Below are 24,411 nucleotides of genomic sequence, written 5' to 3'. Positions count from 1 at the left end.
CGCATGTCCGACACCAACTACTTCATCGACGACGGCTATTTCGAGACCGGGCACATTGCGGCGCAGACGGGCCTGCATGGAGCGCTCGACTTCGTCTATCGCCCGATGATTCATGCCGACAAAGAGGCCTACTACGAACTGGCGAAACGGCCCGACGTATCGCCGACCACCGCGATTGTCACCTTTGTGACGCGGCATCTGCACGAGTGGTCGCTTGCCCGCAGTATCGAAGCCGCCCAGGTCGAGCGCTTGCGGCCGCAGCTGCTGGAAAAGCTGCTGCATATCGTGATGGGCGACCTGGCCAGCGAGCAGGAAGCGAGCGACCTAAGAAACTGACGCGCGGCGTCGCGTTGCTGCAAACGCATCCCGGCGCCGCATTGATCAACTGTGAAGACTGTCAGCAGTTCGTGTACGACCTGCAGACTGGCCGCCGCGTGACGGTGCGGCAAGGTCCCGAGCGACAAGAAACGCCGCAGCGACGCCTGCCTGGCATGCCGCTGCAATGCGGCAGTTGTGCGAAAGGCTCGCCCGCCGAAGCGCCGCAGTGGGAGCTGTCGGCGAAGAACTGGAAGGCGTATCGACTATGGCGTGAAGTTCGCGCCACGTATGGACGCTGCGTATCGCCGGCAATGGCCAGAGATTCGATCATCCGCCGCAACCTGGCGGCAATCGATGATGTGGTGCGGCGATATCAAAGAACATGAACGACGCTCTTGAAAGTTGGCGCCATGCTCTTACGGCGTCTTCGACGGAAGAGCATGTCTTTGTTGCGGTTGGAAGGACCAAGACATGCTTTCCTCGCAAAGACGCGATAAGAGCATGGCGCCATAGGAGTTTCAGGGGCGCCCCATAGGGAAGCACGATGACAAATCCGGAAGAAGAACGAGTCTTACGTTACACCCTGCAGCTGGGCGTGGATCCATTGGATCACGTTCAAAAAGAGATCCGCGAAACGATCGCCGGAGGGGAGCGTGACGCGACCGAAGTGATGCGGTTAGAAACGGAACGGCGAAGGCGGATCGAGAGCGAGTCGGTTGTCGAGACCGAGCGGCAACAGCGCCGGACTTTCAACCAGCCGCCGGAACTGCCGCGCCGGGACGCGAAGCAAACGGCGGCCACACAGCCAGCTGTGACTAGCGCCGCCAAGCGTAACTTTGCTGCGGCGGAGACGTCGCGCCCCACGCCGACAGCCCAAACCTCATCGCCAACCGTCGAAGACTCGACCGCAACGACCAATCAACGCCCGCTACAGGTCGAAGTGAAAGCGCAGCGGGAGTACATCGTCAAAGTGGAAGAAGACGTCGACCAATTGGTCGAGCGAATCGCGGAGCAGATCAACACGCAACTGGCCGAACGCGAACAGGTAATCCTATGGCGATTGAATAAACGCCTGGCCGATTTTGTCGCGAGCAGGTCTCGCTGAGGTCGGCGTCGTCGTCTTCGGAGATCGGATAAACAAGCATTGGCGTTGGTGCGTCAACGCTAAAGATCTTCGTGCCAAGGCCCACCACGGTACCAAGGAAGGTCTCTGTAGGTGACTCCATTCAAAGCATTCAATGCAGCCAGAAAGACCACCGTGGCAATCGCAGCGAGGAGCTTAACGTTGTCTGTCTCGGCCCTGCAAATCACAAGTATGGACAACGCCAACAAGATGCAGGCCAAGATTCGAGCGGCCCATCGATTAAGCCATCTCAACAGAATAAAAAGCAGTAGGATCGTTATGACAAAGACGGCTACCGAAATGGAAAATTACCCTGATTGCAGACCGTAATTGAAGAGCGCGCCGCCGAAGATCGCCCACAAAAACAACCCATAACAAAAGAGGGCGAAATTACTGTTCTCGTCCGAAATTTTCACGTTTCGATCCCTGTTGATCCTTCATTTCTCTTTTTGAAACAGAATACCAACGAAAGAACACCCAAGCAATGTATTTAAAGATCGGCAACTACACGCACGAGATCGGCGGCCCACAGCTCGCCATCACACAGCGTCCAGTCCTCAGCGAAGGGGGCATTCCGCTTGCTCAGCTGCATACGTGGCAGATTCAAGGGATCGTCACCGGCAGCGGGCAAGATGACATTGACGCCAAGATTGCTGCGCTCAAAGCGGCGTATCGACAGCGCGGGTTCGACGCGACGCTGCTCCTGTCGGACGGGGTCACGCCCAGCCAGCATGTATTGCCCGGTAGCAAGGCGATTGGCGGCGTGCGGGTGGTAAGTGGGCCTGACTTTCCCAATGGCGGCGGCGCCGAGTATGCGACCAAGCGGACCTTTGCGGTGACGCTGGAAGCGGAGATTCCGATCGAAGACGCGCAGACGGCGCTGCTCAACTTTCGCGAAACGTTGGCGCTTTCGGGCGGCGATCGGCGGATTGATTGGACCGAAACGAAGCTCGGTCCTCCTCGCCCCCAGATGACGCGGCGGCAGACCATCTATCACGCCGTGCAAAGCGGCTCGGCGGTTGGATACCGGCAGTATCCGACGTTCCCCGGCTTTCTCTTTCCGCAGCAATATGCGGTCGAAGCGCCGCGGCTGACCTATGGCGGCGGCAAGCGGCGCTCAAGCGGCCACTTTACTGATTTCTCGCTCAGCTGGGAGGTTCGCTATCAGGCGGATCGTCCGTTGGCTGGACGTCCTCATTTTGCGTAACGCAACGGAGCTAGAACAAGATGGCGCTATTTGTATGGCGAGGTGACGCGCAGGCCCGCGCGCAAGTGGTTCAGGTCACCGCCGAGTTCGTCGAAGCGGGCGACGTTTGCACGTTGTCGATCAACCGCAAGGAGGTTCGCTTTACGGCGCTCAGCGGTTCGGTCGTGCCGATCTACGAAGGATTGGTCGCCGCGATCGAAGCGTCGGGCGTGCCGGAGCTGGCCGATATCACCGCCGAAGTGGTGAGCGACGCGTCCCCTCCGTACTTGAAGCTGACCGGCGCCGCCGACGGTCGCCCGTTTGTGGTGACCGCCGACGCGTCGAACGGTTCGCTCGGCGAAGTGACGGTCGCGACGACGACCAGCGCGTACGGCGGCGCGAATGAAAAACAGCAGGTCACGCTGCCGGACGGCGTGACCGGCGGTACGTTTACCTTGACGCTGGACGGCGATACAACCAGCGCCATCGCCTACAACGCCGCCGCCGCAACGGTGCAGTCAGCGCTCGAAGCGCTGACCGACATCGACAGCGGCGATGTCGAGGTAAACGGCTCGAGCGGCGGACCGTGGAGCGTCGAGTTCAAACAGGCGTACGCCAACAGCGACGTATCGCTGATTTCTCTGGACGCGTCGAGTCTGACCGCCGGGACGGTCAGCGTCGTCGAGACGGTCAAAGGCCAGGCCGGTACCAACGAAATCGTCCGCGTTACGGTGAGCAAGAGTGCGGCAACGCCATCGGGCACGCCGCTGGAATACGCCTGCTCCTTTGGGGTTGCGAACAACTATCTGTTTCGTTGGAAGGACTTCAGCGAACTTGATACGGCCGCCAAATTCAAAACGGCGATGCAAGAGCATGCGTCGGTGAACGAAGCGAACGTTAACGTTGCGCTCGTCTCCTCGGCGCTGCGTGAGCGAGTCTACGACGTCGAGTTTACCGGCTCGCTCGGAGGTACCAATTGGAGCATCGCCTTCCTGGAGGATACCGGCTACGGCGTTGGCAGCGGGGTGACGACGCTGCAGAACGGCGATGGCGCCGGGACGGGAGAGCGTCAGCTGGTCAGCTTGACCGGATCGCCGAGTGGAGGAACGTTTACGCTGACCTACAGCGGACAAACGACCGCGGCGCTTCCCTACAACGCGGCGGCGGCGACGGTGGAAGCGGCGCTCGCAGCGCTCTCCAACATCGGCGATGGCGACGTTTCGGTCGGCGGCAGCGCGCCGAACTGGACGATCGAGTTTGCCGGCGACCTCGCCGCCCAGGACGTTCCGCTGATCAGCGGTGATGGCGGCAATCTGACCGGGGGCGCCGGCGTCGTCGAGAAGACCCAGCTGGCCGCCGCCCCGATCAACGAGAAGCAAACGGTCAGCCTTTCGCCTGGCGTCACCGGCGGTACGTTCACGCTGACCTATGCGGGACAGACGACGGCGGCGATCTCGTTCGCCGCGTCGTCGTCGGCGGTCGAGACGGCCCTGGAAGATCTTTCCAACATCGATGCCGTCACGGTGACCGGCGCGTCCGGCGGCCCGTGGATCGTCGAGTTTGCCGGCAGCCTCAGCGCGACCAATGTGGCGACGCTTCTGGGAGACGGCGACAACCTGACCGGCGACGATTCGCAAACGTTGACGATTACCACGACGATCGCGGCGACCGGACCACACCACTGGAGCGATCCGGCGAATTGGGACCAGAACGCCGTGCCGGTCCATGGCGCCGATGTGCGGATTGAGAACTCGGCGTCGAGCCTACTGTATGGACTGGATCAGGCGAGCGTAACGCTTAGCAGCTTGGATGTGCGGGCCAGCTTCACCGGCTCGATCGGTCTGGCCGACATGCATAGCGCCGGCTTCCATGAGTACCTGCCGACCCATCTGGCGATTGGCGCGACGACGGTGCGGCTGGGAGAAGGGGAGGGAAGCGGATCGCCGCAGATCCGGCTCGACAATGGAACGGAGCAGGCGACGGTGACCGTGTTCAACGCCGGTTCGCCTGCGTCAACTGCGGGGTATGCCGTCGAGTGGATTGGCACGCACGAGCAGAACGGGCTGACCGTTTACAAGGGAACGGTCGGCGTGGCGATCGGCGGAGATCAGTCGGCAGTCTTGGCGACGCTGGACGTCAGCTTTCTCAGCAGCCGCCAGGCTGATGCGCTCGTCTATCTGGGAGACGACGTGACGGTTGGCGACATCGTGAAGAACGGGGGCGAACTGATCATCGCTGGCCGTAGCGGTACCGACATCGCGTCGATCCGATCGACCGCCGGCGAGGTCCAACTGCGAGGGGAAGATGGCGTTGAGTCGCTCATCCTCGAAGGAGGCGACTTCTACTATTGGTCGACCGGAACGCTGGCGACTGGCGCCGTCGTTAGCGGAGATGGGCGGTTGATCTTTGACGGCGATCTGCGCCCCAAGACCGTCTCGAGCGTGATTTCGGTCTACGGCGATGCAGCCAGCGTGATCGATGCGGCCGAGGTGGTCAACGTCGACGGCTATCTGTCACTCCAATTTCAGGGGACGTCCCGGTTTGCCGATCTGGGAAGCAACATCATCATTTCGCGGGGGCTGCCCGCAGAAGGAGAGGAAGCAGTGAGCGTCACGCTTTACGCGGCGGCGATGCAGATGGTTTCGGTCGCGGTCGATGACGAGTTGGAATCGATCGCCGCGAAGCTAACGACCGAAAGCTACGCGCATCCGAGCGGCAAGACCGAAGCGGAGATCATTCAGATCGACGTCGTGGCGCCCTCGGCCGACATCGTCGTACACGACGCGGCCAACGACGACGACGGCCAAGCGGTCGCCAGCGACGCGTCCGAATATTTTCCGGTGATCGGCGCCGCGGCGACGGCGCTGCGGCTGGTCACCGAGACGACCGCGGACGTGTTGCTGAAGATCTATTACAAGTAGTCGCAGGTGGGTAAATGGCGCTCGTATTGAATGGCACGTCGGACTACGTCACGTTCGGCGACGTGCTCGACATGTTCACCGAGGATCGAACGATAGTCGCGCATGTGAATCCGTTGATTTCCGTCGCCGGAAGTACGCGGCACGTGGTCGCAAAGTGGAGCGATTGGAGCAATGGGTACATCTTTGGGATGGCGTCGTCCGGCTGGCGTCTGAATATCAGCGGCGTCTATCCGCCGAACGCGAACTACGCGCCGCCAATCGGCGCGTGGACGCAGATGGCGGCGTCGATCGACCGAAGTCTGGGGACCGATGCGGTGCGCGTTTACGCCGACGGCGTCGAAGCGGCCCGGGCGAACTGTCCCACCCCCAACGGCAACAACCTGAACGGCAGCGTCAGCTTTTGCGTGGGGGCTGTGCCTGGCTTGGGCGGATATTGGCCAGGGAAGATCGCCCATGTGCAAGTTTACGGTCGCGTCTTGTCGCCGGAGGAAATCGTCACCTTGAAAACGGCGCCCGCCAGCATCGCCGACGGGCTGATCGGATATTGGCCGCTGGTCGCTGACGCGGTTTCGCCCCTCGGCGGGGCGACCGGCACGTTGCAACGCGGCGCGACGTTTGACGAAGACGACCCAGCGCCTTACTCGCCTGGCGGCGGCCAAGGGGGCGATCAGGCAGCTGGTCGACGACGGTTGGGACTGCGAGGGAACCTTGGAATAGGAATGCGAACATGACGATTCCGGAAGCGAGTTTTTCTTTTCCCGGCGTGTCTGACTTTGTCGAAGTGCGCTACACGCTCGCCCATGGCGTCAGCCCAGGCCGCATCACGCTACGCACGTTGCCGGGCGCGGCCGAGCCGGCGGCGGTGGGAACGGCGACGTTTCGATATGCCGGAACGCGAATCGAAATGCCGAACTGCCGCGTCGAGGCGGTAACTGCCGAAACCGACTACGCCGGGCGAGCGCGTTTGCGGTTTGAGATTCTCGACCAACGCTGGGCGTGGCGGTTCGGCGCGATCTCGGGCGAGTACAACGTCCGTTCGCCGGACGGGAAAATCATTGTGCCCGAGACCGAGAAGACGCCGCGAGAGCTGGCGCAGCTTTGTCTTGACGCGCTGGGAGAGAAGGGGGAAGTCTCGGCAATGCCCGATCGGCTGCGGCCCTATGTGAATTGGGACTACAAGGTTCCGGCGCTCGCGCTGGCCGATTTGGCCGATGCGTGCGGTTGTCGCGTGGTGCTGAAGATTGGCGGCCGCGTGGCGGTCGAGCCGGCCGGACAAGGGGCGAACCTTTCGCTAAGCCCGGCCGCGATCGCCGGCGAAGCGGTCTACGATCCGCCGGAAGCGCCGACCGGCTTCAAGTTTGTCGCGGCGCCGACGCTGTACCAGGCCGACTTTGATCTCGCGCCGGTCGCTGTCGAACCCAACGGCGAGATCGTGCCGCTGGATGACGTCAGCTATGCGCCGGAAAAGGGTTGGCAAACAGAGCCGGTCGACGATCTGGGCAACGTCGTCGCCAACCAGCGGGAACTGGCGAAAAGCTGCGTCTGGAAGTACTACCAGATTCAACCCAAGCTGACGCTCCCTGGTGATCCGGCCATTCAGGAGAACAGGATCGAGCGGATCGACGAAGTGTTGCCGCTATTGCCTTACCAGGTCGAAGCCGATCGATTGCCGGACGAGACGCTGCGGCGTCGACCCGCGTGGGTGTACGGGCTGTTTGAAAAGGGAGCGTCAACCTTTCCGCAGGTTCGCCAGCGCCAAGATCCCGATCCGAATCTCAACGACGTGCCGGAGGATCTCTACACGCGATCTTTCAGCATTGATCGAGAGCGGGGCCTGGTGATCTTCGCCGAGCCGGTCTACTTGTTTCGTCAGCGCGAGGACGACTACGAAGTGTCGCCGGCCCGATTGAAACTGCGGATCGCGTGCCGCCGCCGCGCCAAGCAAACCCGCGGCGTCGTCCGGTTTGAATATGCGCCGCAGAAGCGCGCTCGCCGTCAGGCGGAACAGATCATCTTGCGCAACGACATCGGCCGCGAGGTCTACGTCAATCACAAGACGAGCCAGGTGATCGCCAATGACGACCAGGTGCAGCGCCATGCGGAGTACTATCTGGCCGCCGCCGCCCAAGAGTTGAAAGCGTCGCAGCCGGGCACGTTGACGTACGACGGCTTTTGGCCGATTCAGCCGGATGGAGCGATTCGCCAGGTGACCTGGGCGATTGGCGGCAGCGGTCGCGGCACGACGGTCGCCAGTCGCAATCGAGAAGACGAACTGATCGAGATGAGCTATCGCGAACGGCGGCTGCTGGAGCGGATGGTCGAAGTGGCCCGCACCGAACGTCGCCGCGAACAACAAGGAGACAATCGATGAAATCAGCATTGCGTTGGCTGCCGTTCGTCAATCGCGGATGGCGCGAGATTCCGCCGTTTGGCGTGATGGCCCCGGCGACGATCGATCCCCGCTCGAGTTTCAAGATGAGCGCGGTCGAAAAGCGGGACGATGACGCCGCGCTCAGTCTGGCGCCGGTCGACGCCGCCCATGCCGAGATGCAAGACGCGGCTCTATTGTTCGTGAATGGTCCGCAAGCGGTCCCGGCTCGCAAACGCGGGACTTGCGTGCAAGCAGGCGTGCTGCAAGCGCTGGTCCGCCAAGACGATGGCGGCGAGATCGATCATCGCCAACAGGTGCGGCCTGAGGTCTTGCTGGGACCGACCGATGGCAGCTTTGCGCTGGGCGCCGGCGGTTCGGCCTATCGCTTTCTGGGGTTCGCCGGTTGTCCGCCGATTGAATACCGCGATCCTTCCAATCCGCAGCAGAAGTTTCGGGTGGGTTGGGTTACGCCCGCCTATGCGTCGACCCCCTGCTATTTCAAGACGGAAGAACTGCGGCGGCAGTTGGTCTATCCATATGCGGGCGCCGGGTTGATCTTGGAGACAAACCGGGCGTCGCTGGCCGGCGGCGCGACTCAGCCGCTGCTGTCGAGCAGCGGGCACTTCGCCTATCGCGCCTACGACGAGACCATCGCGCCGAGCGGATTGCCCGACTTGGCGAAAGTGAAATGGGGTACGCCGGCGCTACCTGCGGCAAAGCCCGGCGATACTGAAACGCCGATCGCCGCCGCTGACAAGGGAGCGATGCAGCTAGAGTGTCGCGCTGGCGGCGTCTACCAGATCGGCTTTACCGCCTCGATCAAAGCGGTTCAGGCCGGCGTCGACGTGCGGGGAATGACGCTCGGCTTGCTGGTCGAACGGAGTGGCTTTGACTTTGCGAAAAATCGCGAGACCGACCTGGCCGCCGACGAGAGCGGCATCTTTCGGCTCGACTGGCAGGAAGGGATTTATGTGCGTCCCGAAAACTGGGCCCAGTTTGAAGAGATTGATTCGTACTTCACCACCGTCTCCGGCACAACGATTGTAAGCATCGAACAAGGCGATCGGTTGCATGTGGTGAACGCAGCGACCGGAGTGCTGGAGATACGATACTTAAATTGTTGGGCAAGCGAAGTGCGGTAGACGAAACACTAGCAGTCCGTCGAGAAAATCAACGGACTGATAGGCGAGCGGATCGGGAAGGGGCGGACGGTTCGATGAAGAAGGAGTTACGATCTGTCGCCGAGTTGAGGAGGTTTGGGCGCCGCCTACCTTGACGTAATAGATGCCGCATTCCCTCGCGCTGCGGGCTGGTGTTTAATCGTTCTTCGCCGCCAGCGCCTTCAGCCGTTGCACTCCGCGCTCGGACGCGATCAGCTGGCATTCGAGCAGCACGTTTTGTTTTTCGGGGTCTCGGATAACCATCGTGTAGTCGCCCGGCTTCATCAGGTAGCCGACGTCGGTGCGATTGTGATGGTTCAACTCTTGGTAGCAGGCGGTATAACCATGTTGATAGGCGAGCGCTGCGACCATGCCGATGACGATGATATTTCCCACGGCGAAGATGGCGAAACGGGAAATCTTCATAGGGTTGGCGGGACCTCAAGGTGGGCTGTAGGGGACGGGCGCAAGCCCCTGCTAATATGGATTTCCAATCCCGCGAGGACAGGAAAGTGACAAGCCGTAACATGACGAAAGATTCCGATCACGACGCCAACCAGGCAAAACACCGTCGCATCACTCGTAGGGTCGTTGTGATGTCGATCTGCTTGACCGCCGGGTTGCTCGCGGTAGGCGCACTGGCCGGATATCGAATGGCGACCATTTACCCTCCGAGCCAGGTCTTCGTGATTGGCGTACAGACGACCGCTACCGAGCGAATCGTCTATCTGCAGGAGGAACCGAACACGATGTACTGGATCGAATCGATTGGGACGTCGGGTTCTCCCAATCCGTGGGTGACGCTCCGCATGCGTCTTTACTCGATGCGTGGGTTCGCCCCGACCGTTCCGCAGGAACGCGATCGCTTCCCCGTTCCAACTGACTGCGAGCGGTTTACCTTGGTTGGTGCGCTGGGCGAAATGTATGCGTATAATCGCCGATTTGCCTGAGATCGCCGCCGAAGACGTGCCTCCCAGCATCCATGAAATCTACTTGCAAACGCCCGAGGACTGGGCGGCCGAAACGGAGGCGGAACCGTCTGCAATGAAGGAGAATTAGGGCGCATTTTCGGGCGCCCAAATGGAGCTGTTTTGGCGCTTTCCGCGGTTTTCTAGTGACTGTTTTTCCACCGGCCAGAATGTGCAAAAACCTCGGGAAAACAAGGCTCAAAATAGTGCTTGCATGGCGCACTAATGTTCACTATTCTATAGTTCGTCATTCGAGGGATTCTTACCGAGACAGCGCTGGGTCGCTGCCGGCCGCGACAGCCGTTGACGTCGCCTCTTTTGCTCAATTTCTTGGGCCGCTGCAACTGTCCCAATCTCCATTGACCCGACTTCCTTGCGCCGAAGGTAGGTATCTATGTCGTCCACCCACACACTTCCCCCGTCGCCATCGCGCAGCAGCGCGATGGCGCTTGTCCGACTTCCTTGCCAACTGCGCCATTGCGGCGCTTGTGCGACGATGCGCGTTTGCCCATTCGCCATCGATCGCCCCCAAGATGATTACGCCCAGCAGCCGGAAGCGGATACGTGCTGCGCCGCCGCGACCGACTCGGAACCGAACTATCGCTAATCCACCGGGGAGGAAGAAAATGGATACGTATCTTGTTGTGACCTATACCCGGTACGCTTCAGAAATGCCGGTCGCCATCTATCGGGCGGCGTCGCTCGAAGAGGCGCGGGGCTTTGTCGTCGAGTTCGAAAAACGATCGCTACCGCTGGCGACCGAGATTGTGCTCGATCGCACCGATCAGCACTCGGCGGCGTGATAGGAGAAAATTGTTGCCTATGGATAGGTAACGACGCCGGGCTGGGGTGCGTAGCGGCCCATGATGGCGTCGTTACACTGGTTGCAGACGAATCCGCGCTCTTGGCCGTCGTGCGTGCCGCGGTGGGCATGTTCGACGACGCAGTCGTCCAGCTCCACTACTTCCCGAATCGCCAGCAGGTCAAGAAAGCAATCGAAGTAGACCCACTCGCGGCAGTTGTCAGACCTGGCGGCGCCGCGGTAGGTCTCCCGAATTTCGCTGGCCAGGATCGCTTGTTCCAAAGGACGGAGATGTTCGCAGGTCATCGTGGCGGAAAATCGGCAAGGGATGATGGAGTGAGCGGCAAAGAAGTCGTGATTATGCGACTCTTGGCGAAACTGAAAAGAGGAAAATTGCCGACTTCATCCAAACTGAATAGTCCTTTCGGTAGCCGCTTTGACATCCCATCGGCGGCGGTCTATTATCCAAGTTTCCCCAAGCTACGCACTTCTTCACTCCCTGCGAGTTTCCCCCGATGAAACGCCTCGCCGCGCTGTTTGTAGTGGTCTCCTGTTTCAACTTCGTGCAAGCGGAAGAGCCGGCCCCGCCGCAGACCCGTTTGGTGCGACCGACGAAGTTGATCTCGGCCGAAAAATTTGATCAGCCGTCCGCCTTTGGCGCCAAGGGAAAGCCGGGCGCCAATCTTTGGCGGGCCGGGATTGGCGAGTGGACGATCGACGATGGCGCCGCCTACGAGAAGTCGGAACGCCCGACCGCCAAACGCCCCAACGGGCACGAGGCGGTCAGCGAAGTGGTGACCGACTTGGGCGACCTGGTGTTGACCGGCGAGTTTCGCCTGGGCGAGTCGCCGCAGGTCGGTTTCGTCTGCCGCGATACGAATCAACCGAACCATCACCTCGGCCGCGTGGTAATCACTCCGACGGCGATCTGGATTCAAGAGATGAGCGGCATCGCCAAAGAGACCCGCCGCGAAGAGCTGATCCGCGTGAAGGCCGACATCGATCCCAACGCCTGGCACACGATCACGCTGGAGGTTTGCGGCGATCAGTGGATCGCCAAGGTCGACGACATCACGCTGGAAGCCCAGCACGAGCGGTTCGCCGATCGCAAGGGGCGCGTTGGGATGGTCGCGCGGAAGGATGGCGCGCAGTTTCGCAACCTGGCGATCTGGGCGGCGGCGAAGAAGGAATAGTTGAACGAACTACTAGGAATAGATGCATGGCGATGATTACGTGTGCCGGATGTCAGAGCGAAGTTGACGGCAACTTGGACGCCTGTCCCCAGTGCGGGCTGTCGTTTCTTGTCTCGTCCGAGCCCGTACTTAGCAGTTCACAACTGCATGAGATTGCGAGTGGGCAGAAGTGGGTGATTTATTCACTGTTGTTCAACTTCATTTTTCTCGTCGCAATGATTCTTGCCGGAGACTCGAACTTGCCTCCATTTTTGCGAGGACTGATCTATTTGCCGCTGACCGTGCTGCAGCTGTTCAGCTTCTGCAAGTTGGGGATTGCGTTACGGATGCATCCAGCGGTGATCGCCCTGAGCTGTATTGCCCTGATGATTCCCTGCATTTCTTTGATTGTGTTGCTGGTGATTAACCAAAAGGGGATCGCCGTACTTGAGATTGCAGGCGTCAAGATCGACTTTATGGGAGCAAGGATGGAGAGCCTACCGCCGATCGAACCGTAGCCTAGCGTCCCGATTCGACTATCCTAGAAGCATTACCCCGTCGTTTTCGTCTTGGAGTTCCCCGCATGTCGTTGAAAGCGAACACGCTTGTTGCGTTGCTCTTGTCCGTCGCCGTCAGCGCCGTGGCGACGGCCGCCGATCAAAAAGAAGTAACCATCGGCCTGATTGGTGACTCGACCGTCGCGACGACCTACGGCTGGGGCCCAGGCTTCAGCAAGTTGGTCAGCAGCGACACCGAGGTGCTTAACTACGCCAAGAACGGGGCGACGCTCGATTCGCTTTCCCACAAGCTGGATGAATTGCTGAAACAAAAGCCAGACTACGTGCTGGTGCAGTTTGGCCACAACGATCAAAAGCGATATGGTACGCAAGCGTACGCCGAAAAGCTGAAGTCGTACGTCGATCGGATCAAAGCGGCCGGCGCTGGGCCGGTGATCGTCAGTTCGGTAACGCGGCGGAACTTTGGCCCCGACGGCAAGATCTTGCCGCGGCCTGCCGGCGACCTGCTGAAGGCGCCGCTGTATGAGTACGCCCTGACGGCCGGCGAAGTCGCCAAAGCGGAAGAGGTCCCGTTTCTCGATCTCTACACGATCAGCGTCGCCCATCACAACAAGCTTGGTCCAGAGAAGACTTCGGCCTACGACTTTAGCGAAACCGACACAACCCACTTCAGCCCAGCGGGAACGGCTGCGACTGCCGAGTTGGTAGCGACCGAGTTAAAGGTGGTCGTTCCGCAGTTGGCTGGTCACCTGAAGTAACTTTGCAGATTTCCCAGCGACAACGTGGACTATCGGCAATACACCGACAAGGTGGAGCGCTATTTCGCGCGATTGGGCGAGGACTGTCCGGTGTACAAGGCGAATCTGCAAGCGATTCGTCTTTGGAAGTCGCTGTTGAAACGACAGAGCATTTCTAACGCAGAATTGCCGCAGCTAACGGACCTTATGCAGTCCGAGTCGCTGGGAGACAACTGCGCGCAAAGCGATATGCGTTACTTCTTTGAAAAGTGGCGAAGTCGCCGCAGCCTTCCGTAAATCGGGGTGGCAATGATGCATCTGGCCGGTGGCACTTGGGCGTTCGCCAAAGTTCCGCGCGTTACGGCGAAACCTTTGGCCTTTTTTGGTCATAGGTTTAAACTAAAGGTCTCATTTCGCTGGCAGGCGTTCCTCCTTCCAGGTCCCCCATCTTTCGGCAGTTGTGATGCAGTTCCGTTTTCTCTTGTGCTTTGTCGCCGGCTGTCTGACCCTATGGGTTTCGACAGCCTACGCCGAATCGCCAGCGACGTTTCAGCCCGACGAATCCGCGTTTCGCCAGAACGCCGCCGGTTTTCTGAAGCGGCATTGCCTTCGTTGTCATGGACCCGATGACGACCAGGGAGAGTTTCGCGTCGACACGCAGCTCTCGGCCGCATTTGACGACCTCACCACCAATGGCAAGTGGCGGGAAGTGGTCAACGTGCTCAACAGCCACTCGATGCCGCCGGAGGACGAGCCGCAACCGAAGACGGAAGAGGTCGCCCAGTTGGTTGACTGGGTTACGGCCGAGATGATCCGGGCCGAGCAGATCAAACGGGACTCAGTCATCATCCTGCGGCGAATGAATCGGGATGAGTATCACAACACGATCCGCGATCTGGTCGGCGTCGATTACGATACTTCCCACTTTCCGCAAGATCCGCCGACCGGCGGTTTCGACAATAACGGCGGGGCGCTCACCATCTCGCCTCTGCACATGGAGCAGTACTACGACGCCGCGCAAGAGATCTTGGACGAGGCGCTGGTCGAAGGGGACCAGCCGCCGGCGATTCGCTGGCGGTTCCAGCCCGAGTCGGGGCACTCCGACCGCAATCGGGTCGAGTACGACAAGCAGCGGTTGATCATCAACAGCGGCAAGAACCGGGATGAAGGCGAAACCATCGTGATGCACCATCACTCGTGGGATCGCAATATCAACGTCCGCGACTTCGCGGTGAAGAACCCGGGCAAGTACATCGTGCGAATCCGGGTTGGCGGCCGCGTGCCTAGTCGCGCAGAAGTGGTGAAGTCGGCGACCGGCTTTCTACAGAATCGCCTGGACGAGGGAATCAAAAAGAACCCCAGCCAAGAGAAGTGGAAGCGGCAAGAATTTGAACGGGGCGTCGAGCACTTTCAAACCTACCCCGACTACGACTATGGTCGGCCGCGGCTGAAAGTGACGCAGCACTTGGGAGGCCAGCCAAAGGTGATCGCCGAGTTTGACGTCGACGCCGACCTGCCCGAAATGCAGACGATCGAGATCGAGACCGAATTCTCGACCGAGAAGGCGGGCTTGACGATCGATTACGCCTACGACATTCCTCGTGAACTCGAAAACTTCTGGATGCAAGGGCATGACGAGTTCGCCCGACCCGAAGCGGCGATCGATTGGATGGAACTGGAAGGCCCGGTCCATCCCGAGTGGCCGCCGGCAACCCATGTTCGTCTACTTCCCGATTCGCCGCTGCAGGAGAGCGATCCGCGCGAGTACGCCCGCGGCGTGATCAGGAAATTCCTCCAGCGAGCTTACCGCCGCCCAGCCGACCAGAGCGAGGTCGAGCAGAAGCTGGCGTTGTTTGACGCGGCCTACGCCGATTCTAAGTCGATCGATACGGCGATTCGAGCGCCGTTGACGGCGATCATGATCTCGTCTCACTTCCTGTACCTGGCCGAACCGACGTTGCGTGACGACAAAGCGTCGCCGCTCGACGACTATCAATTGGCGTCGCGGCTGTCGTACTTCCTGTGGAGCAGCATGCCGGATGACGAACTGTTTCGGGCAGCGACTGCCGGCAAGTTACGCGACCCGGCCGAGCTCGATCGTCAGATCGACCGGATGCTGGCCGATCCAAAGTCGGAAGCGCTGGTCGAGAATTTCGCCGGCCAATGGCTGGGCCTGCGGGAAGTGGGCGCCAATCCGCCATCGCCCGATCTGTTCCGCCGCTACGATCGCCACTTGGAAACGTCAATCGTCGCCGAGACGCTTGGGTTCTTCCGCGAGATCTTGCAGAACGACTTGAGCGTGACGAACTTTATTGACTCCGACTTTGTCGTGGTCAACGAGCGGCTCGCCCGCTTCTATGGGATCAAGGGAGTCGAAGGAGACGAGCTGCGACGAGTCGAGCTGCCGGCCGATGTGCATCGCGGCGGCGTGCTCACGCAAGCGTCGATGTTGTCGATCACGTCGAACGGCACGCGGACTTCGCCGGTCAAACGGGGCGTCTGGGTTTTGAAGAACATCCTGGGGACTGATCCGGGGCTGCCGGTCGCCAACGTCGGCGAGATCGCGCCCAAGGCGCCGGGCATCGATAAGGCGACGGTGCGGCAGCGGCTCGAAATTCATCGAGAGCTGGCGCAGTGCGCTCGCTGTCACAACAAGATTGATCCGCTCGGCTTCGCTCTGGAAAACTTTGACGGCTCCGGCGACTGGCGCGAGCAGGAAGGGCATGGCTATCAAGGCCGCGTCGGCTCGAACGATCCGCGGATCGACGCCTCGGCGACGTTGCCCGATGGAACCGAGATCGATGGGATCGAGTCGCTCCAGGCGGCGCTGATGGAGAAACAGGACCTGTTCCTCCGCTGCCTGGCCGAGAAGATGTTCACCTACGCGCTGGGGCGCGAAATGAGTATTGTCGATCGCCCGCAAATTGACGAAGCGGTCGCGGCCATGAAGTCGAACGACAAGACGTTGCGGTCGCTGATTCACGCGGTCGTGCAGTCCCCCACCTTCCAAACGAAATAGCAAACGCAGTTATCAGTACGTTGATTTTCTCGACGGACTGCGTGGTCGCACGGATGCGAGCCGCGAAGAGCTATGCTCTGAGCCTGGCGAGGTTGAAAAATGCCACGATGGCATTTTTCAACAGGCAGTTATCGACCATTGCCGACAAGCGAAAGGATAACCAGAATGTCAAAGACCATTTCACGACGGATGGTGTTGCGTGGACTGGGCGTAAGCTTAAGCTTGCCGCTGCTGGACGCGATGATGCCGCGAGCCGCCGCCGCTCCTTCGCAATTCAAGCCGCTGGCCAAATCATTGGCGACGCAACCGCGGATGATCTGCTGCTATGTCCCCAACGGCGTCAACATTCTGGAATGGATGCCCGAGACCGCCGGGGCCGACTACCAGTTGTCGCCGACGCTGCAAACGCTGGCCGACCATAGGAACGACTTCACGGTTCTAACCGGCATGGGACATCCCAACTCGCAAGGGGGTCACAGCGGCGCCGATACGTGGCTGACCGGCGCCGACTTGAGCGCGACCCCGGGCAGCGATTACACCAACTGGGTTTCGGCCGATCAGATCGCGGCGGAGCATCACAGCAAAGAGACTCGCTTCGGCTCGCTGCAGTTGTCCGATAGCAGCGGAACTGGTTCGGCCGGCCATTCGCATACGCTGTCGTTCAATCGCCGCGGAACGCCGGTGCCGGCGGAGAACTCGCCGAAGCGATTGTTCGAGCGGTTGTTTGTTCCGGAGAGCGCCGGAGACCGGGCGGCGACGCTCAAACGCTACGCCGAACAAAAGTCGATCCTCGACAGCGTGCTCGCCGAGGCGAAGGCGCTGCACAAGAAGTTGGGCAAGAAGGATCAGCGGAAACTCGATCAATACCTTGGCAGCGTGCGCGAAACGGAGCAGCGCGTCGAACGGCTCGAGAACTGGATCGACGTGCCGAAGCCGGAGATCGACGCCAAGTTCCTGCAGCTAAGCAGCAAGTCGCACGACGCCCATGATCGGCCGATGTGGATCGACGTGATGATGGAGCTGTCGTACCTGGCGTTTTTGACCGACACGACGCGGGTTATCAGCTACGAATGGTCGCGCGAAGCCGGCGGCTTGGGGGGCGGCGGGGAAAACCATCACGAGCTTTCGCACCATGGGGGCGACGCGGGGATGTTGAAGAAGTTGGGCGTGATCGACCGTTTTCATTTGTCGCGGTTGGCCCGGTTCCTCGACTTCCTGAAGCAGACCGAAGATGGGGACGGCAACATGCTCGACCACACGATGGTCATGTACGGCAGCGGCATGAACTCGGGCGAAGGTGGCGAGCACTCGCCCAAGAACCTGCCCTTGCTCGTGGCCGGCGGACACCGACTTGGCCTCAAGCACAGCGGGCACGTCGCCCACGACAAAGACAACCATCCGCCGCTCAGCAATCTGTTGCTGACGATGATTCAGAAAATGGGGGTCGAGACCGACAGCTTTAGCGACTCGACCGGGACGATGTTGACCTAACGGCGCTCGTACCCTTCGATCACGTTGGCAATCAACCGCATGCACTCTTCCTCGTTGTGGAAGACCGCCATGCCGCCGTTCAGGTAGGCCGCGGTTAATTCCATCTTTGCCTTTTCGACGTCGCCGGTCTTGAAGAAAATCTGGCCACGTCGCAGGCGAACGGTCGGACTCGCCGCGCCGCCAGGGCAGAAGAGGACGTCATCGAGCAGGCCTTTCGCCTTCTCGTAGTTTTCGAGATAGTAAAAGCAGTCGGCCAGGCCGCTGAGGGCTTGCGTCGATTCGGCGTAGTTGCGCTGCGGCTCGGGGATCCGTTCATACGCTTCCTGAAACAACAGCCGTGCACGGTGATACTCGCCGGCGTTGAAGTAGGTTTCGCCGTCCGCCATGGCGGTTTGAAACAAATGTTGCCAGGGTTTCATCGTTTTCCCTCGGTCGCGGATCGATAAGCGTCGGGCCGAAGGCCGCCAAGGGCCAATTGGGGCTGGGATCTTTGGAAGAGATTTCCCGTGGGAATCCCCAAATTGTAGCGAAGTCGCCTCAATCCACAACGCGTCGACTTCCCGCATTCCGTCGACGCGGAGGCGAATTGTGAGATAGCGGCGACTTACGGCTTCGCCAGCCACGACTGCTGCAGCGATCCGTCGGCCAGTTTCCACAGACGAACTTCGCCTGCAAAGTCGCCGGTCGCCAGCACCCGAGCGTCGCCCGCTTCCTGTTTTGCGCCAAAAATTGCGGCGCTGAGCACCCAATCGCCATGACCTTCAAACTGCTGCGCGACCTTGTTTTCCTTCAGGTCGATCCGCCGCGTCCGCTTGTCGGCGGCGGGGACGAACAGGTCGTCGCCGGTTCGCAACAAGGCTCGACCTTCCGCCCCAATGCCAATCTCGGCGACCTTCTTAGCGTCGGCGATTTGCCAGCGGTGGACCTTCTGGTCGTCGCCAACCGAAACCACCTGCTGATTGTCAGGCAAGATGCAGACGCCGCGGACCGCAGCGGCGTGACCAGGATAGCTGGCCAGCACGGCCCCCGTTTCGGCGTCGAACACCTTGGCCGATTGGTCGAGACTGGCCGACGCCAGCTGCGTGCCGTCATCGCTATAGGCGATCGCGGTGACCCAATCGGCATGACCGGCAATCGTGCGCACTTCGCTCAGCGACGCCGTATCGACGACGCGGATCGAACTGTCGGTCATCGCCGCCGCCAACTGAGTCGAGCCGGGACGAAACGCCAAATCGAGCACCACATCGTCCGAGCGACAAACGACGCCGGTGACTCCGCCCGAAGCAAAGCGCACGAGTCGCACTTCGCCGCTAGCGCCAGGCTGGCCGCAGCCGACCGCCAGCATTTGTCCGTCGGGCGAGAAGCGGAGCGCGTAGGTTCGTTCGCCGAGATTACCGATCCGCCGCGCCAGCTTGCCGCTGGCGACATCCCAGATCGTCAGCTCATGATAGCCGCCGACGACCAACTGCTTGCCATCGGGCGAAAAGGTAACGGCGGTGATTGGCACGGCTCGCGGGTACGACGCTGGGGCTGCGGCATAGGTGGGGGGAGGAATGACCAGGCGAAGCGGCTGCGCCGGATCGGCGCCATCGAACTTCGCCCCGGCGGCGATCCATTTTGTGAACAGGGCGATTTGCGCGGCCGACAGTGGATCGCTATCGACCGGCATGCGTTCAAACTCATCGGTGCAGGTAATCCGTCGCAGCAGTTCGCTCGGCTCGGCAGCGCTGGCGCCGATCGGCGGTTCGCCCGAGTCGCCCGCTTTTTGCAATTGCACGAAGGTATCGACGCGATATCCGCCCTCGGCCTTCTTCGCTCCGTGACACGCCTGACAGCGATCCAGCAAGATCGGGGCGACGTCGCGCCGGAAACTAACCGGCGCCTCTTCGGCGACAGCCGAGGCCGCCGCCGACAACAGCGAGACGAGCGAAACGGAAAGTAACGAACGCATGATGACAATAGCCTGAGGGGATAGGCGAACGAAACGCCGATTGGGATTAGTGCTGCAGCAGGAATTCCTCGGTGTTCAGCAGCGCCCAGCAAACGTCCTCAAGACCCGACGCTGGATCGGGGCTCTGGCTGCAATGCTGAGCGGCCGTTTTCAATTCCAAGTCGGTCGGAGGGCGACAGACGGCGGCCAGGTAAAGCTCTTCGACCACCTGCGGTACGCTCTTTCCTTCGGCCAGCGCCTTGCGAAAGCGATTGCCGCCGCTCTTGAGCTTCTCATGTATTAGCGGACCATTGAACAGTTCGATCGCCATACTCAAATTCGTATCGTCGGAACGCTCACACGCACAAACGGTACTTCGCTCTGGCTGACCAAAGACCTTCAGGAAATCGACCTGCGCGACGTCGGGCGCCGGCAACTGCGTCGCCAGCGTCCCCTTGGCGGTGGAGCCGAAGTTCTGCTGCAGGCCGAGCGTTTGATTGATCGCGTCGAGCAATTGTTCGGCGCTCAGCATCCGCGGTTGTTGGTGCGAGAAGTAGATCGTCTCGTCGGCGTTCAGCGGGTTGGTCTTGTAGCTGGCCTGATAGGTTCGGCTCGATAGGATCGTCCGTAGCAGCTGCTTGCGGTCATAGCCGGTTTCGACCAACTCCTTCGCCAAGGCTTCGAGCAGCGGGGCGTTGGCCGGCGGGTTCGAGTCGCGGAAGTCGTCGATCGGCTCGACGATACCGCGGGCAAACAGCTGGCTCCAGATCCGATTCGCTTCGATCCGAGCAAAGTAGGGGTTGGCGGGATTGACCAGCCACTCGGCGAAGGGAACCCGCTGGTCAACGTCATTCTGTCGCTCGACGTCGCCCACTTGCGGCAGCCAAGGAGTCATCACCTGGCCAGTTCGCGGCTGCGTCACTTCGCCGGCGTCGGAAGTGTAGATGAACATCTCGCCGGGCCGTTCGGTCTTGCGATGCTGCACTCGATTGAAGAAGGCGCCCAGGCCATAGTAGTTGTCTTGCGTCCAGCGCTCGAACGGATGGTTGTGACACTTGGCGCACTGCAGCCGAGCACCCAAGAACACCTGCGAGATCGTCTCAACGCATTGGTTGAGGTCGGATGAGGTGCGATAGAAGTTGGCCGGCGGGTTGGCCAGCGTGCTGCCCGATCCGGTGATCAGCTGCGTAGCGAACTGATCGTACGGCATGTTGTTTTTCAGGGCGTCTTCGACCCAGCGATGGTACTTGTAGACGCCAGCATCGCCGACGTCCTTGCTGGTCATCTTCAGCAGGTCGCCCCATTTAAGCGCCCAAAACTTGGCGTATTCGTCCCGCTCGAGCAATGCGTCGATCAGCGCGGTGCGCTTATTCGCCGAAGTATCGGCCAGGAAGGCGTTCGTCTCGTCGACCGTTGGCAAGATGCCGAGCAGATCAAGATAGACCCGCCGCACGAAGACCGAATCGCTGCAGGTCTCCGACGGCAAGTATTGCAGTTGCTGCAGCTTGTCGTTTACCAGTTGGTCAACGTAGTTGTGGGGCGTGGGCGAAGTCCAGGCGTAGCCCGGCTGGTTTTCGACGAACATTAGCGAGACCGGCTCGATATGCTCGAGGAAACGGACCAGCACGACCACCTCGCCGCGCTCGTGCGGCGTTACCAAGCCATGAGCGTCGACCGTGGCGACCGACTTATTTGAACTTTCGTAGGCGACCAGATGGGTAACGTCGCGCGAGCGGCCATCGCTGAAGTGGGCCGTCGCCGCCAATTGCTGCGGCCCGTCGACCACCAGGCGTATCTGCTTCTCGGCCGGAAAGACCTCCAGACGCTCGATTCGCGGCATATCGGCCGGATCAGCCTTGGCGCCGGCGGCGATCCAGTCGCGCAGGATCGTGTACGCCTCGTCCTGCTGGTGGATCTGCTTGCCGCCGCCATGGGCGACGCTCATCAGCGGCTTCAGTAGCAGCAGACTCTTATCCGGTTCGATCAGGTTGATGCGCCGTCCTGACTCTTCGCGGATCAGCGTTAATTCGTCCAGCTGCATGTCGAAGGCTCGCAGCGAAAGGCGAAAGCCTCCTTTGCCGCTGGGCGAACCATGGCAGGCGCCTTGATTACAACCTTGCTTGGAAAGCGCGACCAGCACTTCCGATTCAAATTCAATCGGTCGCGTCGTCCCGCGATTGGCGACCTGCACTGGGATCGTCTGCCGCACGCCGCCAACTTGCACGGCGATCTCCGCTTCGCCGTCGGCGATCGGATAGATCACGCCATTGCGAATCTCGGCAACCTCGGGACGCGACGAGACGATGCGGGCAAATCGCGTCCAATCGCGGGCAGAACCTTGCTTGTCGGCGCCGCTGACCACCACTCGCTGTCGCCCGAGCGGATCATTCAGCAAAATCGAGGTTGGGTAGAGAGTCAACCGCTGTGGGCCCTCGATCATCGTCGGAACGGCGTGCTTCGAGCGAACCTCAAAGTCTTGGCCGTGATACTTGCTGGCTGCGACAAGCGAGATCGGCGGCGTCTGCAGGGACGCGGCGGCGGCAAACTGCAGGTCGAACTCGACCACCGTTTGATTGGCGGCGATGGTGATCGACTCCGGCGCGGTGACGCCAGATGGCAAGTCAACTAGGCGAAGCGTAATCGGCTGCGGTTCGTTGCCGGCGCGCGTCGCCGTTGCGACAACGCGGGCTGGGCCGCCGCGGATGATCGGCTCTGCGAACGTAAGGGCGACTTGCACCGGATCGAACCATTGGATCGGGATCTGGACCTGCTCCAAATAGCCTTGGCCGTGGATCTCGCCGAACGCGGTAACGGTCAGCTGTTCCGGATGCGGGGCCGTTTCAGCGCCACGCGTCACGGTCAGCATGTAGTTGTCGCCGTCCGCTTTGGCGGTTCCGCTCCAGCCGGTAGAGAGCGTGTTGGTTAGGATCTCGACGCCGGACTTGAACTGGTCATGAATCCGCTTCAGCGGAAGCGTCGCAGTGTGGGTTGGGACCGGGCGAGCTAGTTGAACGGGCGCCGTGGGCGAGAGCGAGAAGATCGGCGGCAGTTGCCCAATCGCGACCAATAGAATCGCGCCATCCTGATCGGCATTCGGTGCGAGCACAAACGGCTCCCTCGCCCGGTGAATCGCGTGACTGTTAACCAGGCGGCGATTGTTGGGATCGTCGGCGGCGGTCGCTTGCAACTTCAGCACTTCCAGCCGATCGGCGCGCCAGGCGTCGTCGATGGCGACATGCACGCGAAAGTCGTTGGCGCCCGCTGGAATGCGAGGATTGAGCAAGCGAAACCCTTCGCCGCCACTGACCAGCGACAGGTCGATTGGCCCGTCATAGCCAAACCGCGCGACGCCTAATTGAAACGCGCAGGCGCCATTTTTGACCGCGACCGGGAAGTGCTCGCGAGTCTTGGCGTCGCCAGCCAGGACGATCGCAAACGTGCCGACCGGGGCGATCTCGATGTGATACGTGAACGGGTCGCCGCCTCGTTTCAGCAGATCAGCTACTTCTAGGCGATACGGGCCATCGGCCGGGAAGGTGGCGTCCATGCTCCACTCGTCCGCGTCGGTGACCTTGGTTTGGGCGATGACCTTGCCGTCGGTCGCCAGCAGCTTCATGGTCAGCAGGGTTGGGCTATTCAAGCTGCGCGTCTTGGCGGCAATTCGTACGGTCTGTCCCTTCACGCCCTGCACAACGAAGGCGTCGACCTCTTTCGCCTCCGCCAAGCGGCCGGTGATGCCGACCGGCGCTGTCAGCGAACCAGCATCTGGCGATTCGACCACTTGCGGATAGCGGCTCGTGTGTAACGGAACCCAGGTCGACGATTTTCCGGAGGGGGACTTGGTAGCGACGTTGATCGTTGCTGGTGAGGTCGTCGCGGCGGTTACTTCGGGTGAGTTCGCTTGATCGGCAGTGGCGCCAACGAACGTGACGCTGGTCGGGTGATCTTGTTGCACCGCCAGCGGCCAGCTTTGGTTGACGACGGGGAAATCGCCGATCCGCAGTTGATAGAGGGCGCCGGCGGCGGCGTTGCCGCTGTCTTGGACTTCGATCCAGTACTCTCCGGCGGCCGAGAATGTGTGGGCGAAGCGAGTATCAGGTCCGACCTGCGTATCGTCGGCTTGCAGCAAGACGTCGCCGTTGGCATGCAGCAGACGCACGACTGGATCCATCGCGGAATGGAGCGCTTGCGTATGGATCTCGAACGAGAGCTGTTGCCCTTCGGCTGCAGGAAAGCGATAGAAGTCGCTGACCGCGGCGTCGCACTTGCCTTCGATTGACGCCAGGGTGGGGATCTCTTGCGCGGTATCTCGCGAGTGATTGCCGCCGTTATCGGACACTGCCGGCAGGTCGTCGATCAGGATCGTCCGCCCATGCGCGGCGCCGCCGGGACCGGCCAGCCAAACGGGCAGCGGGCCAAGGGGCTGATTGGCCGGAATCGTGACGGCGACGACTGCAGCGGTTGGCTCGAGCTGTTCCACCTTGGCTGTGACGCCGGGGCGACCAAACGCCAGACGCAGCGGCGCCTTGAGATCTTTGCCGGTGATCTTGATCTGCGTCGTCTGCCCAGGCGGGCAAGTCCACGGTTGCAGCGAATCGAAGCTTTGCCCTGCGGCCAGCGCTGGCCAAACTGCAAGTAGGACGCCAACAAGCCAGATCGAACTCGACGGGATTCGCATGGTTGGTTGTGGGGGCA

Annotated in this window: 23 protein-coding genes; 18 read left to right on the top strand and 5 right to left on the bottom strand. The window is 60.9% G+C overall.

All coding sequences use genetic code 11. The features are described from left to right. Window positions 1–3 precede the first annotated feature (3 nt). The 8 genes from Enr8_RS10405 to Enr8_RS10370 all read left to right on the top strand — a co-directional run bounded on the left by Enr8_RS10405 (window position 4) and on the right by Enr8_RS10370 (window position 9,061). Window positions 4–336, top strand: coding sequence for a hypothetical protein (locus Enr8_RS10405; protein ID WP_146431162.1), 333 nt, complete (start codon window positions 4–6; stop codon window positions 334–336). A 14-nt stretch (window positions 337–350) separates the two neighbouring features. After that, on the top strand, window positions 351–704 hold the full coding sequence (locus Enr8_RS10400) for a hypothetical protein (protein ID WP_146431161.1): 354 nt from the start codon (window positions 351–353) through the stop codon (window positions 702–704). A 158-nt stretch (window positions 705–862) separates the two neighbouring features. Next, on the top strand, window positions 863–1,423 hold the full coding sequence (locus Enr8_RS10395) for a hypothetical protein (RefSeq protein WP_146431159.1): 561 nt from the start codon (window positions 863–865) through the stop codon (window positions 1,421–1,423). Window positions 1,424–1,925: 502 nt separating this feature from the next. Beyond that, window positions 1,926–2,648, top strand: coding sequence for a hypothetical protein (locus Enr8_RS10390; RefSeq protein ID WP_146431158.1), 723 nt, complete (start codon window positions 1,926–1,928; stop codon window positions 2,646–2,648). 20 nt (window positions 2,649–2,668) lie between these two features. Then, on the top strand, window positions 2,669–5,548 hold the full coding sequence (locus Enr8_RS10385; RefSeq protein WP_146431156.1) for an autotransporter outer membrane beta-barrel domain-containing protein: 2,880 nt from the start codon (window positions 2,669–2,671) through the stop codon (window positions 5,546–5,548). A 14-nt stretch (window positions 5,549–5,562) separates the two neighbouring features. Further along, on the top strand, window positions 5,563–6,279 hold the full coding sequence (locus tag Enr8_RS10380; protein WP_146431154.1) for a LamG domain-containing protein: 717 nt from the start codon (window positions 5,563–5,565) through the stop codon (window positions 6,277–6,279). Then, a complete protein-coding gene (locus Enr8_RS10375; protein ID WP_146431152.1) occupies window positions 6,276–7,919 on the top strand; it encodes a hypothetical protein in 1,644 nt (547 codons plus the stop codon). Before Enr8_RS10380 ends, Enr8_RS10375 begins: the two co-directional genes overlap by 4 nt. Next, window positions 7,916–9,061, top strand: coding sequence for a hypothetical protein (locus Enr8_RS10370; protein WP_146431149.1), 1,146 nt, complete (start codon window positions 7,916–7,918; stop codon window positions 9,059–9,061). Before Enr8_RS10375 ends, Enr8_RS10370 begins: the two co-directional genes overlap by 4 nt. A 174-nt stretch (window positions 9,062–9,235) precedes the next feature. Here the strand turns inward: Enr8_RS10370 and Enr8_RS10365 are convergent, their stop codons facing one another. Beyond that, window positions 9,236–9,505 carry a hypothetical protein gene (locus tag Enr8_RS10365; RefSeq protein ID WP_146431146.1) on the bottom strand — a complete coding sequence of 90 codons (270 nt, stop codon included), beginning with the start codon at window positions 9,503–9,505 and terminating at the stop codon, window positions 9,236–9,238. Between the two features lie 101 nt (window positions 9,506–9,606). Between Enr8_RS10365 and Enr8_RS10360 the strand changes: the two genes are divergently transcribed. From Enr8_RS10360 to Enr8_RS25365, 4 genes are all read left to right on the top strand, one after another. Next, window positions 9,607–10,029 carry a hypothetical protein gene (locus Enr8_RS10360; protein ID WP_146431144.1) on the top strand — a complete coding sequence of 141 codons (423 nt, stop codon included), beginning with the start codon at window positions 9,607–9,609 and terminating at the stop codon, window positions 10,027–10,029. Then, window positions 10,004–10,138 (top strand): hypothetical protein, encoded by a 135-nt coding sequence (locus Enr8_RS26415; RefSeq protein WP_261342434.1) that lies wholly within the window; start codon window positions 10,004–10,006, stop codon window positions 10,136–10,138. Before Enr8_RS10360 ends, Enr8_RS26415 begins: the two co-directional genes overlap by 26 nt. 303 nt (window positions 10,139–10,441) lie before the next feature. Next, complete coding sequence (locus tag Enr8_RS10355) at window positions 10,442–10,654, top strand: hypothetical protein (protein WP_146431141.1); 213 nt, start codon at window positions 10,442–10,444, stop codon at window positions 10,652–10,654. A gap of 19 nt (window positions 10,655–10,673) precedes the next feature. After that, window positions 10,674–10,850: a hypothetical protein gene (locus Enr8_RS25365; protein ID WP_186767559.1), complete on the top strand. Its 177-nt coding sequence runs from the start codon at window positions 10,674–10,676 to the stop codon at window positions 10,848–10,850. 17 nt (window positions 10,851–10,867) lie between these two features. On the opposite strand, the gene Enr8_RS10350 is transcribed toward Enr8_RS25365, so the two are convergent. Continuing rightward, on the bottom strand, window positions 10,868–11,155 hold the full coding sequence (locus Enr8_RS10350) for a hypothetical protein (RefSeq protein WP_146431139.1): 288 nt from the start codon (window positions 11,153–11,155) through the stop codon (window positions 10,868–10,870). A 209-nt stretch (window positions 11,156–11,364) separates the two neighbouring features. Here Enr8_RS10350 and Enr8_RS10345 point away from each other — a divergent pair, with 209 nt between their 5' ends. The 6 genes from Enr8_RS10345 (at window position 11,365) to Enr8_RS10320 (ending at window position 17,786) form a co-directional block, all read left to right on the top strand. After that, window positions 11,365–12,042: a hypothetical protein gene (locus tag Enr8_RS10345; protein ID WP_146431137.1), complete on the top strand. Its 678-nt coding sequence runs from the start codon at window positions 11,365–11,367 to the stop codon at window positions 12,040–12,042. Between the two features lie 26 nt (window positions 12,043–12,068). After that, on the top strand, window positions 12,069–12,539 hold the full coding sequence (locus tag Enr8_RS10340; RefSeq protein WP_146431134.1) for a hypothetical protein: 471 nt from the start codon (window positions 12,069–12,071) through the stop codon (window positions 12,537–12,539). Window positions 12,540–12,604: 65 nt separating this feature from the next. After that, window positions 12,605–13,297: a rhamnogalacturonan acetylesterase gene (locus tag Enr8_RS10335; RefSeq protein ID WP_146431132.1), complete on the top strand. Its 693-nt coding sequence runs from the start codon at window positions 12,605–12,607 to the stop codon at window positions 13,295–13,297. A 24-nt stretch (window positions 13,298–13,321) separates the two neighbouring features. Next, on the top strand, window positions 13,322–13,573 hold the full coding sequence (locus Enr8_RS10330; RefSeq protein WP_146431129.1) for a hypothetical protein: 252 nt from the start codon (window positions 13,322–13,324) through the stop codon (window positions 13,571–13,573). A gap of 166 nt (window positions 13,574–13,739) precedes the next feature. Further along, window positions 13,740–16,295, top strand: coding sequence for a DUF1592 domain-containing protein (locus tag Enr8_RS10325; protein WP_146431127.1), 2,556 nt, complete (start codon window positions 13,740–13,742; stop codon window positions 16,293–16,295). Window positions 16,296–16,460: 165 nt separating this feature from the next. After that, window positions 16,461–17,786 (top strand): DUF1552 domain-containing protein, encoded by a 1,326-nt coding sequence (locus Enr8_RS10320; RefSeq protein ID WP_146431124.1) that lies wholly within the window; start codon window positions 16,461–16,463, stop codon window positions 17,784–17,786. Here the strand turns inward: Enr8_RS10320 and Enr8_RS10315 are convergent. From Enr8_RS10315 to Enr8_RS10305, 3 genes are all read right to left on the bottom strand, one after another. Next, entirely contained in the window at window positions 17,783–18,205 is a 423-nt protein-coding gene (locus Enr8_RS10315; RefSeq protein WP_146431122.1) for an outer membrane protein assembly factor BamD, read from the bottom strand. The two genes, Enr8_RS10320 and Enr8_RS10315, sit on opposite strands and share 4 nt — an antisense overlap. A gap of 185 nt (window positions 18,206–18,390) precedes the next feature. Then, the gene (locus Enr8_RS10310) at window positions 18,391–19,737 is read right to left on the bottom strand and encodes a c-type cytochrome domain-containing protein (RefSeq protein WP_146431120.1); all 1,347 of its coding nucleotides are present in this window, start codon (window positions 19,735–19,737) and stop codon (window positions 18,391–18,393) included. A gap of 46 nt (window positions 19,738–19,783) precedes the next feature. Continuing rightward, on the bottom strand, window positions 19,784–24,394 hold the full coding sequence (locus Enr8_RS10305) for a DUF1549 domain-containing protein (protein WP_146431118.1): 4,611 nt from the start codon (window positions 24,392–24,394) through the stop codon (window positions 19,784–19,786). Window positions 24,395–24,411: the final 17 nt, after the last annotated feature.

Source organism: Blastopirellula retiformator, from assembly GCF_007859755.1.
In the GTDB taxonomy this organism is placed as follows: domain Bacteria; phylum Planctomycetota; class Planctomycetia; order Pirellulales; family Pirellulaceae; genus Blastopirellula; species Blastopirellula retiformator.
The sequence above is the reverse complement of the archived record's forward strand: the minus strand, read 5'-3'. Positions and strand labels throughout refer to the sequence as shown.